Here is an 11,061-nt window from a genome sequence, read left to right on the forward strand (position 1 = left end):
TCTCAACCTGACGCATCGCGACGGGCATGAAAACCCTGAACCACTCGAAACGGGCACGCGCTATCGCGCTTCGGTGCCGCTCAAGCATGTGGCGCAGCGCTTCCGGGTCGGCCATCGCATTCGGCTGTCCATCTCGACCAACTATTTCCCGGTCGCATGGCCTTCGCCCGAGCCGGTCACGCTTACCGTCCACCCGGCGGATTGCCGACTTGAACTTCCGGTTCGCGTCGGAGGCGCCAGAGATCCGGAACCGGCGCCTTTTGCCGAACCCGAAGGGGCGCCGCCCTTACGGGGTGGAGACGATCTCAAAGCCGCAAAAGGGTTGGACGATAACGGAAAATCTGGCAGACGCTTCGACCGTCGTTGAGATCGGCGAGGGCGCCGGCACCTATCGCATGGTCGACAACGACCTCACCATCACCTCGCTCGGCCACGAACGCTATTCCTTCCGCAGCGACGATTTCGGATCGGTCAAGGCCGAGGCCAAATGGGAGTTCGAATTCTCACGCGCCGACTGGCGCATGCACTCGGTGACCGAGACCACCATGACCGCAACGTCTTCGCATTTCCACATCGAGGCGAACTTGCAGGCGTGGGAAGGCGAGGCTCTCGTCCATGAGCACAAATGGGCCGAGGCAATAGAGCGTCGCCTGCTGTGACATTCGCGAACTGACGCTAGTATCGCTTACATCTGCGTCGGCAGCGAAATTGACCGGTTAGCCGGCTGAACTGAAGAATGCACCGTCCGAACTCGTGGCCCGTCGGGCGGCGCGGCACCAAAAAAGAGCGAACCGGCAGTCGTCCGGAAGCCCGCTCGGGTTGAAAGGGGAACGCAACTGTGACTGAAAAGAGCGTGACTGAAATAACATTGAACCGCAGGCATTTCCTGCAGGCCGGCGCCGGTCTCGGCGCGGGGATCATCGCCTCCGGCCTGCCTCTGTCGCAGGCCGTATGGGCAGCCGAAGGCAAGGTGCTCAAGGCCCGCGCCTATTCGGACATCGACAAGCTCGATCCCGGCTTCTACCAGAACGCCTACAATGTCGATGTCATGAACTGCATCTACACCAAGCTCACCCGATACAAGCCGGGTTCGGAGTGGGGCTGGGAGCTGGAAGCTGCCGAATCCGTCGAGCAGATCGATCCGACGCACATCCGCTTCCGCCTGAAGAAGGGCATCAACTTCACTGGCGACTTCGGCGAAATGACAACTGAGGACGTAAAGTTCTCGTTTGAGCGCGTTATCCAGCACAACTCTCCGGTCAAGGGTGACTGGGGTCCGCTCGACCGCGTCGACATCGAGGACGACCATACTGGCGTCATCGTGCTCAAGACCCCGTTCGTGCCGCTCTGGAACATCACGCTGCCCTATGGTTGCGGCCACATCGTCTCGAAAAAAGCGGTGACGAAGGCAGTTGCCGACGGCGGCGATTTCGGCATGAAGCCGCCCTGCTTTTCAGGTCCGTACATGCTGTCGGACTGGAAGCCGAACCAACTCGTCCTGTTGACCCGCAATCCCGAATGGAAGGGTCCGAAGCCGGGCTTCGACGAAATCCATATCCTGCCGATGAGCGACATCAAGACCGCTGAGCGCGCCTATCAGGCCGGCGACATCGACTTCACTGATTTCAGCCTCGATTCGCTGGCCACGTTGAAGGGCAGCCCGCCCGAGAACACCAAGATCGAGGAGAAACCCTCGCTCTATTACGTCTATATCGGCATGAATTCGGATCACCCGAAGCTGAAGGATGTCAATGTCCGCAAGGCAATCCAATGGGCGATCAACGTGCCGCAGATCATGGATGCGGCCTATTCGGGCCAGGCGCAGGTCGCCACCGGCCTCATTGCTCCGGGTCTGGTCGGGCATCGGGAAAAGGCACTGGTACCGCCGGAAGGCGATCTCGAAAAAGCCAAGGAGTATCTCGCCAAGGCCGGCATCACCGAACTCAGCCTCACCATTGATGCGCTCAACGTGACCACCTTTTCAACGATCGCGGAAATGGTCCAGGCGCAGTTGTCGCAGATCGGCATCACGGTCGAGGTCAATGTTCAGGATTCCGGCTCTTTCTGGACCATAGGCATGGAATCGGAAGGCGAGCGCTGGAAGGACATGCAGCTGATCGTGCAGCGCTTCTCGATGGTGCCGGATCCCTACTACGCCACCACCTTCTTCGTGCGAGACCAGGTGGGGGTCTGGAACTGGGAGCGCTTCCGCAGCGAACGCTTCGACGAACTCAACGCCAAGGCGGTGACCGTCGAAGACCCGCAGGAACGGGCCAAGATGTATTATGAGATGCAGGACATCATGGAGGATTCCGGCTCCTACCGCTTCCTCACCCATGAGGGATCGCCCATCATGTATCGGACGACCGAGCTCGAGGCCGACACGCGCCCCGACGGGCGGCCGCTCTATCTCGGTTTCGAGCCGAAATCGGCATAGCGCGGCGATCGCCGGGAAGGGCTGGATCAGGATATGTGGCTATACCTTGCCAAGCGTACCGCCCTGGCGGCCGCGATCATCGTGGTCGCAGTGACGCTGCTGTTTCTGATGATCCAGGCCGTTCCGGGCGATCCCGCAGCCGTCCTGCTCGGGCCGCGTGCGACGCCTGAGCTGAAAGCCCAGTTGCATGAGCAGATGGGCCTCGACAAGCCGCTGCCCGTGCAGATCGTCTCCTTCTTCGGGGGGTTGCTGCACGGCAATCTCGGCACCGACGTTTTCACACAGCGCCCGGTCAGCGCCATCGTCTTCGAGCAATTGCCCTATACGATCGAGCTGATCCTAGTATCGATCGCCTGGGCCGTTTTCGTCGGCGTGCCGCTCGGTTGCTATTCGGCGATGCACCGCAACTCCGTGATCGACAAGCTCGTGGGCGTGTTCGCGGTCGGCACGATTGCCATTCCGTCCTTCGTCATGGCGATCTATGCGCTGCTGATCTTTTCGGTCGGCCTGCGCTGGCTGCCCGCCATCGGCGCCGGCTCTGGCTTCCGCGGTGGGCTCGTTCACCTCATCCTGCCGGCCTTCGTCATCGGCATCGGCTGGGTCGGCTACATCTCGCGCATCGTGCGCGCCTCCATGCTGGAGATCCTCGGCGAGAACCACATCCGCATGGCGCGCTCCTTCGGTCTTTCGGAGCGACGCATCGTCGCGCGCTACGCGCTGCCGCTGGCCATCCTGCCGACGGTGACGATCATCGGCGTCGGCATGGCGCATCTGCTCTCGGCGGCCGTTTTCGTCGAGGTGGTGTTCGCCCGTCCGGGTATCGGCGCACTGATCGTCAAGTCGGTGGATTCGCGCAACTATCCGATCGTCATGGGCACGGTCCTCGTCACCACCGTTTTATTCGTCATCTCCACGACGCTCGCCGACCTGATCAACGCGGCGCTCGATCCAAGAATCCGCGAGAATTTGTAACGTGTCCGAAGTTCAAGTCATTCGCGAGACGGTGGATAAAAGCCGTGCGCCGGGCGCGATCGCTATGTTCCTGCTGCAACTGCGTAAGTCGCCGCTCGGCCTGATGGGCGCCGTGCTGGTCGTGCTGATGGTGGCGAGTGCGGTCTTCGCCACCTGGATCGTATCTTACGATCCGATCAAGATCATGGTCGGTCCCCGGCTGGCGCCGCCGTCCCTGGATTTTCTCCTCGGCACCGACCACTTGGGCCGCGACGTTTTCTCGCGCGTCGTCATGGGCGGAAGGATTGCGCTGCTCGTCGCCTTCGTCTCGCTCAGCGCCTCGCTCAGCTTAGGGCTGGTGCTCGGCCTCATCGCCGCCTTCGGCCCGCGCTGGCTGGACAATCTTTTGCTGCTGGTTTTCGACACCATCCGCTCCTTTCCGGTCATCATCTTCGCGCTGGCGGTGGTGACGCTGCTCGGACCGAGCCTTGCCAGCGTCATCTTCGTCGTCGCGGTCACGTCGGTGCCGATCTATGCGCGCGTCGTGCGCACGCAGGCCCACGCGCTGCGCGAAAGCGAATTCATCACCGCAGAACGCGCTATGGGTGCCGGCCTCGTGCGCATCCTCGCCGTGCACGTGCTGCCCAACGTCATCGGTCCGCTACTGATCCTGGTCAGCATGGATGTGCCGCTGGTCATCACGCTGGAAGCAGGCCTGAGCTTCCTCGGCATGGGTGTGCGCCCGCCGACACCGGACTGGGGAACGATCCTCAGCGACGGCTACGGTTATATCCACAAAACGGTGTGGTTGGTGGTCGCCGGTGGCATCCCTATCGTCATAACCACTCTGGGCTTCACCTTCCTCGGCGAGGCGTTGCGCGACATCTTCGACCCCAAGCTTCGGAGAGACCTATGAACCGTGGCAGCCAAGCAGGACATCTCGCAAGCCGCAGTCCACTGCTGGCGATCCGCGGCCTCTCTCTCGATTTCGGCACGCCGCGCGGCCGCGCACATGCGCTGCGCGATGTCCATATCGACGTGCCGGCGGGCGAGGTGGTCGGCATTGTCGGCGAGAGCGGCTCGGGCAAATCCACGCTCGCCTACACAGTGATGGGGCTGCTGGCTGAGAATGCAGAGGTGGTGAACGGGGCGATCCTGTTCGAGGGACGCGACGTGCTCGGCATGGCACCGGCAGAGCGGCGCGGCCTGCTTGGCAACCGCATGTCGATGATCTTCCAGGATCCGATGACGGCGTTGAACCCGGTGCGCAGCATCGAGAGCCAGATGGTCGATGTCCAGCATCGCGAGGGCGGTTCGCGCGGCATCAAGCGCCAGCGTGCGGTGGACATGCTTCGCCGGGTCGGTATCCCGGACCCCGAAAGTCGTATCGGCGGCTATTCGCATGAATTTTCGGGCGGCATGCGCCAGCGCATCTGCATCGCCATGGCCCTGCTGGTGAAGCCGGCGCTGCTCATCGCGGATGAGCCGACGACTGCTCTCGATGCCACGCTGGAGGTGCAGATCATCCATCTGCTGAAAGAGCTGCAGAAGGAAATCGGCTGCTCGATCCTGTTCGTTTCGCACCATCTCGGCGCTGTCGCCGAATTCTGCGACCGGGTGGCGGTCATGTATGCGGGCGAGGTGGTCGAATACGGCACCGTGCGCGATATCTTCCGCCGGCCGGGGCATCCCTATACGCGCGCGTTGCTCGAATGCGATCCGGGACGGATCAGGAAGCGCACCCGTCAGTTGCCGACGATACCGGGCGAGGTGCCGAGCCTGCTCGGTACCCAGGCGGGCTGCATCTTCCGCCGGCGCTGCCCGCATGCCTTCGCCCGGTGCGCGGATGAAAATCCCGCCCCCCGCGCAATCGGCGCAGCGCACAGCGCGCGCTGCCATCTTCTCGACGACACACTGGCGGTTCCGGCATGAGCCCGCTGCTTTCGGTCGAGGACCTTCGCGTGCGCTTTCGCACCATGAGCCAGCTGAAGGCGTTCACCAGTGGCGTGAAGAACCCGTTCGTCGATGCCGTCTGCGGAGTGTCTTTCGAGATCCGCAGGGGCGAGACACTCGGTCTCGTCGGCGAGAGCGGTTCGGGCAAGTCCACCATTGCCCGTGCCATCATGGGGCTGCGTCCACCGACGAGCGGCTCCATACGTTTCGACGGCCAGGTGCTGAACGGTCTTGCCCCGGCGGATCGCAAGCTGCATCTTCGGCGCATGGCGATGATGTTTCAGGATCCGGTCGGATCGCTGTCGCCGCGGCTCACTGTCCGCTCTCTGCTGATCGAGCCGTTCCGTATCCACGGCATCACCATCCGCGATCCAGCGGCCGAGGTGGAGCGCCTGCTAAAGATGGTTGGGCTGCCCGCGGATTTCGGGCGGCGATATCCCCACCAGCTTTCCGGCGGCCAGGCGCGCCGGGTGGGCGTGGCGCGGGCGCTGGCGCTGGCGCCCGATCTTATTATCGCCGACGAACCGACGGCGGGGCTGGACGTGTCCGTCCAGGGCGAAGTTCTCAACCTACTTGGGCGTTTGCAGCAGGAGTTGGGCATCGCCATCCTCATCATCACGCACAATCTCAATGTCGTGCGCCACATGACCGACCGCATGGCGATCATGTATCTCGGCCGCTTCATCGAGGTCGGCTCGACCGACCGTATATTCGAGCAGCCTTGCCACCCCTATACGGAGGCGCTGCTGTCGGCCAATCCGGAACCCGATCCCGACGCCGCGCTCGACCGGATCGAGCTCAGCGGCGAAGTGCCGAGCCTGATGACGCGCCCTCCCGGCTGCGAGTTCCACACCCGCTGCCGCTATGCGCAGGACATCTGCAAAAGCGCATTCCCGTCCCGGACAACCGACCGCGAAGACCCCCGCCATGTCTTCAATTGCCACTTCCCGTTGTCGGAACGGGCGCTCGCCGGAGCCGTCAATGTCTCGTGAAATCCTCGATATTCCTCTCTCCAACGGCACGCCGGGCAGCCGCCACAGTGTGCGCATCATACGCTACGGTGCCGCCGCCGCCCGTCCCAAGGCCTACATCCACGCGGCACTTCACGCCGACGAGGCGCCCGGCCTTCTGGTATCACATCATCTGGTCGAGCAGTTGGACGCCGCCGATGCGCGCGGCGAAATCCGGAGCCAGATCGTCGTCGTGCCTTACGCCAACCCGCTCGGCCTGGCGCAGTTCGTCAATGGCGACCATCTCGGCCGTTACGACCTTGCCAGCGGCCGCAACTTCAACCGCAACTGGCCTGACCTTGCCCCCGAATTGATCGCCCGGCTCGGAAACCTGTTGGGAAGGGATGCCGACGCCAACAAGGCGCTGATCCGCGAGACGATCCGCGCAATCCTCGACGAACGCTGTGTCAGGCAACAGGTTGATTCCCTCTATACGGTGCTGGCGCGCGAAGCCTTCGATTCTGATCTCGTTCTCGATCTTCATTGCGACGACGAAGGGCTGATGCATCTTTTCGTGCGGCCGGAGATCGCGGCGGAACTGTCGGACATCTCGGGCGAACTCGGCTGCCGTGCCGTGTTTTCGCAGGGCGCCTCCGGCGGCTCGACCTTTGCCGAAGCAAGCGTCGAGCCGTGGTTGAAGCTCGCGGCGGCGTATCCCGACAAGCTGATACCGGTCGGCTGCATGGCAGCGACGGTCGAATTGCGCGGCTTCGTCGACATCGGCGACGAGATGGCCGCGACAGATGCGTCGGCGCTGCTGAATGTGCTGCGCCGCCGCGGCTATATCGCCGGTCAAGCACCCGCCGCGCCGCCGCTCTGCGACGTCACAGGCTTCGACGCCTGCGACGTGGTGCGCACGCCGGCGTTCGGCGTCATCGTCTACCGCGTCGAACTTGGCGAGCGGGTCACGTCCGGACAGCCGATCGCCGACATCGTCGCGCCCGCTGCGATTGGCGGCGATGCCCGTATCACCGTCCATGCGCGTACTGACGGCGTGGTCGTCACCCGCAGACTGAAGAAGCTGGTGGCGGCCAACCAAGTCATCGCCAAGGTAGCCGGCACCGAGCCGCTTTCCCATCGCAAGGGCTATCTTCTGGAGGATTGATAACATGTCGCTCGAAAGCTGCTCCGGTTTCGAGAAAACGACATGCATGCCTGTCACTGCGAGACACCGACCGGCATGAGCGCAACGGCGGCCGTCCAGGTTTCAGTGGTCGAAGGCGCACGTCACACCTGGGCCATGCCGCCATCGACGGCCAGTTCTGCGCCGGTTGTGAAACTGCTCTCGTCGCTGGCGAGGAAAACAACCGCGGCGGCCACCTCGTCAGGCCGGCCCATGCGCCCGAGAGGGATCATGCTGGAAAGCGCGTCTCGAATCTGTTGCGAGGCCCCGGCCATCATCGCCGTATCGGTCGGGCCGGGGCTGACGACGTTGACACGAATGCCTTTGGGAGCAAGTTCGTTGGCCCAGGTGCGGGTGAACGAGCGGACAGCGGCCTTGGTGGCGCCGTAGACGCCATATCCTTTGGTGCCGATGTCGCCTGCGATAGAGCCGATCAACACGATCGTTCCGCCTGGCTGCATGAGGTTGACGGCACCTTGTGCTGCGAAAACCAGAGAGCGCACATTCAGACCGAATGTCCTGTCGAAATGATCCTCCGAAATATCTTCAAGCGGGGCGTATTCGGAAAGGCCGGCATTCACAATGAGCACGTCGATACGCCCGCGTTCCGATCTGATCTGCTCGAATACACGTTCAAGATCCGCTCTGTTGCTTGCATCCGCCAGGACCGTCCGGATGCTGCCGGTGCCCGCCGCTTCCAAGGCGCCGTCCGCACCCTTGCGGCTGGTCGCATAGACCTGCGCTCCCTCACTGGCGAACCTTTGTGAAACTGCCCCGCCGATACCGCCGGCACCGCCGACAACCAGTGCGATCTTGTTTGCCAATCTGCTCATGTGAACTCCATCAAAAAGTGATGGCTCAAGATATATGCTCTATACCTACGGTCAATTACGCACTACAACTAGAGCAGATATCGAGGAGTATACCTATGTCCGCCGTGACTGAAGACTTGCCCGTCAAGGTCAGCCCACCCCGTCGTCCTAAGCCCGTGTCCGTCGAGGCGTTGATAGATGTGCAAAAGGCGCGGCCGGCACTTGAGCAGATCGCCAACAAGTGGTCGGTCCTGATTCTGACCGTTCTGTGCACTAGGCCGTCGAGATTCAACGAGATCATGCGGCGCCTGGACGGCATCACGCACAAGGCGCTCGCCGATGCGCTGAAGCGTCTGGAACGTAACGGTCTCATTCGCCGTGAAGTGCTGACGACGACGACGCCGGTCGGTGTCGAATACACGATCACTTCGCTCGGCCACTCCCTTCGGCAACCGTTCGAGGCGCTTTACGAATGGTCGATGACCTACGGGCCGGAACTCGAGCGCGCGCAAGACGAATACGACCGCGTTCGAGACTGATCACGTCCCCGGCCAGGCAGGCTTCTATTGCTCTGACGACACCCTGATAAAGGCCAGGAACGCCAAGGTAACAGCCGTTCGCATTCAGTTCTCCCCCAAGTTAAGGCCTGACCTTACACGGCAACTGCCGGTTTCGCATCCTGTCGCTCTGAGTTTACCTGCGGCTGATCGAGCCAAACAACTACTCCCCAGAATGAGGAAATTACTATTATGGCGCATGGACTTCTACGACCCCGTGCGTGCCGCGCCTAATCTGGCGGCGTCCATTCTCTCCCATCGACCGCTGATGACGATTCAGCCCAAAGATTAGAGAAATCGGACGTCCCTTCTTCACCGGGTGAAGTGGGACCAACACCGCCCACGGGCGGGAGGAAGCGTCCTTGACCGAAATAGAGAAGCGCAGCGGAGCAAGCGACAGTGGCCGGGACTGATCTTAGCCACTGTGGCATTCCTTCCGCGTATTCTGTCCAAGCTACGCCCACGGCGTCCTCGAATGGATTGGGTCTGACTGAAGACCGCCTTCGCTTCGGCTCGATCGTCTTCCCGTAACGACGTCGCTGCGTTCTCTTCCCCTGGTCGCTGCGCGTCCATTCCTCGGCGGCCCAAGAAAGCCTCGCGCCGCCGTTACTTCGTTTCAGCCCCTTCGGGATGCAGACCGATCGTCTCCGGCCTCACGACCACCATCGAGAGATGGGTGCGGCCCGAGAAAAACAGAAGGAACCACCACGATGGCTACGGTCGGCACATTCTCGCGCACCGCGAACGGCTTCTCCGGTTCGGTCAAGACCCTCAACCTCAACGTCAAGACTGTGACGTTCTCTCCGGTCGATGGCGACAATGAAAAGAGACCCGACTTCCGCATTTTCGCTGGCGCCCCGAGTTCGGGACGGCCCTGGAAGAAGACCTCGCGCGAGAGCCGCGACTACCACTTCGTCAAGCTCGACGATCCCAGCTTCCCCGCTCCGATCTACGCGAGCTTGGTCGAGACCGACACCGGGGGCGACTTCTCGCTCATCTGGTCACGACGCGCCGCGGAGTGATCCGTCAAGCACTAAGCCCGCCGCAAGGCGGGGCTTTGTCCTGTTCAAGTCCGCCGATGCCTAAGCTCTGCCAGCATGAAGTCAAAAAAATGAGGATCCGAGGCCCAGGCGATGTTGACGCGGATGCCTGCCTTGGCAGGTTGGCGCTCCGGCGAAAACACGGTACCAGGTGCGATAAAAATCCCCTGGCGAGCGCCTTCCCGGGCGAGGGCGATGTCATCGACATACTCGGGAAGCTCCAGATAGACGTAGTATCCACCTGTCGGCTCGGCAAAGAGCTTAAGACCCATCTTCTGAAGGCGGGGAACGACCGTCTCGGTGGCCTGCTGCACACGCTGCGCCAAACGCTTGAGGTGGCGCCGATAGTGACCTTCACTGATCAATCCATGGATCAACCGCTCAATGTGTCCTGAGCTGTTGACTGTCGTCAGCATCTTCAACTCGGCAAGGGAAGCGATAAGGTCGGGGCGCGCGGCGATATAGCCGCAGCGCAGGCTGGCCGACAACGTCTTGGCAAAGGTGCGCACGCAGATGACGTTCCGCAACTGGTCGAGAGGCGCAAGGCCAACGCCACGGACCGTCGGCAGGTCGACGAACGGGTCGTCCTCGACCACCAGCATGTCGCAGCGCGCGGCGATCGTCAGGATCGAGTGAGCCGTCGGCAGGTTGGTCGAGCTGCCGGTTGGATTGTGCGCAAGCGATTGTGTGAAGAACAGCTTCGGACGCTCGCGCTCGGCCTTGCCGGCGAGATCGTCGAGGTCCGGACCGGTCGGCGTCCGCTTCACGCCGATCATGCGGATCTGCGCCAGCTTCAGCTTGGCGAAAAGCGGGTAGTAGCCGGGGTCGTCGACCAGCACGGTATCGCCGGCGACGAGGAAGCGGCGTATGATCAGGTCCAGTGCGTGGTTGGCGCCGAATGTCAGCAGGATCTGGTCCGGGCTCGCCTGCACCTCGCGCTCCATGAGGTCGAAGGCGAGGCGCTCGCGCAGCGCCGGCAGGCCCATCGCCGAACCATAGCCGTCACTGCTGGACCTCTGGTGCCGGCCGAGCAGCCCGAGATGGCGGCGCACTTCCGATTCCTCCATCCATGAGGCGGGCGGCCGCCCGTCACCGACGCGGATCGAAAAGCTCTCCTCCAACTGCGCATTGAGCAGCGAGGCGATGTCGACCGCTTCCGCGACATGGCGGGGACGCTC

Annotated in this window: 11 protein-coding genes and 1 pseudogene; 10 read left to right on the forward strand and 2 right to left on the reverse strand. The window is 62.5% G+C overall.

Going from position 1 to position 11,061, the window contains the following annotated elements; genetic code table 11:
* Positions 1–7: 7 nt before the first annotated feature.
* The 8 genes and pseudogenes from EN893_RS39025 to EN893_RS06060 all read left to right on the forward strand — a co-directional run.
* Positions 8–190, forward strand: a pseudogene (locus EN893_RS39025) (CocE/NonD family hydrolase C-terminal non-catalytic domain-containing protein); the annotation flags it as partial.
* A gap of 19 nt (positions 191–209) precedes the next feature.
* The gene (locus EN893_RS39030) at positions 210–659 is read left to right on the forward strand and encodes a hypothetical protein (RefSeq protein WP_245490806.1); all 450 of its coding nucleotides are present in this window, start codon (positions 210–212) and stop codon (positions 657–659) included.
* A gap of 194 nt (positions 660–853) precedes the next feature.
* Positions 854–2,437 (forward strand): ABC transporter substrate-binding protein, encoded by a 1,584-nt coding sequence (locus EN893_RS06035; protein ID WP_127270348.1) that lies wholly within the window; start codon positions 854–856, stop codon positions 2,435–2,437.
* Between the two features lie 33 nt (positions 2,438–2,470).
* Positions 2,471–3,409 (forward strand): ABC transporter permease, encoded by a 939-nt coding sequence (locus EN893_RS06040; RefSeq protein ID WP_127270347.1) that lies wholly within the window; start codon positions 2,471–2,473, stop codon positions 3,407–3,409.
* Between the two features lies 1 nt (position 3,410).
* A complete protein-coding gene (locus tag EN893_RS06045) occupies positions 3,411–4,304 on the forward strand; it encodes an ABC transporter permease (RefSeq protein WP_245490805.1) in 894 nt (297 codons plus the stop codon).
* Positions 4,301–5,320 carry an ABC transporter ATP-binding protein gene (locus EN893_RS06050; RefSeq protein ID WP_127268210.1) on the forward strand — a complete coding sequence of 340 codons (1,020 nt, stop codon included), beginning with the start codon at positions 4,301–4,303 and terminating at the stop codon, positions 5,318–5,320. The genes EN893_RS06045 and EN893_RS06050 overlap by 4 nt, the downstream gene beginning before the upstream one ends.
* Positions 5,317–6,333 (forward strand): ABC transporter ATP-binding protein, encoded by a 1,017-nt coding sequence (locus tag EN893_RS06055; protein ID WP_127268211.1) that lies wholly within the window; start codon positions 5,317–5,319, stop codon positions 6,331–6,333. The genes EN893_RS06050 and EN893_RS06055 overlap by 4 nt, the downstream gene beginning before the upstream one ends.
* A complete protein-coding gene (locus EN893_RS06060; RefSeq protein ID WP_164749006.1) occupies positions 6,323–7,456 on the forward strand; it encodes a succinylglutamate desuccinylase/aspartoacylase family protein in 1,134 nt (377 codons plus the stop codon). Before EN893_RS06055 ends, EN893_RS06060 begins: the two co-directional genes overlap by 11 nt.
* A gap of 122 nt (positions 7,457–7,578) precedes the next feature.
* On the opposite strand, the gene EN893_RS06065 is transcribed toward EN893_RS06060, so the two are convergent.
* Positions 7,579–8,307 carry an SDR family oxidoreductase gene (locus tag EN893_RS06065; protein WP_127268213.1) on the reverse strand — a complete coding sequence of 243 codons (729 nt, stop codon included), beginning with the start codon at positions 8,305–8,307 and terminating at the stop codon, positions 7,579–7,581.
* 95 nt (positions 8,308–8,402) lie between these two features.
* On the opposite strand from EN893_RS06065, the gene EN893_RS06070 reads away from it, so the two are divergent.
* The gene (locus EN893_RS06070; RefSeq protein WP_127268214.1) at positions 8,403–8,825 is read left to right on the forward strand and encodes a helix-turn-helix domain-containing protein; all 423 of its coding nucleotides are present in this window, start codon (positions 8,403–8,405) and stop codon (positions 8,823–8,825) included.
* Between the two features lie 728 nt (positions 8,826–9,553).
* Entirely contained in the window at positions 9,554–9,865 is a 312-nt protein-coding gene (locus tag EN893_RS06075; protein ID WP_127268215.1) for a DUF736 domain-containing protein, read from the forward strand.
* Between the two features lie 44 nt (positions 9,866–9,909).
* Here EN893_RS06075 and EN893_RS06080 read toward each other — a convergent pair.
* Positions 9,910–11,061: PLP-dependent aminotransferase family protein (locus EN893_RS06080; RefSeq protein ID WP_164762060.1), on the reverse strand; the 1,152-nt coding region annotated here is incomplete at its 5' end.

It is taken from the genome of Mesorhizobium sp. M7A.F.Ca.CA.004.04.2.1, from assembly GCF_004022825.1.
Taxonomy (GTDB): domain Bacteria; phylum Pseudomonadota; class Alphaproteobacteria; order Rhizobiales; family Rhizobiaceae; genus Mesorhizobium.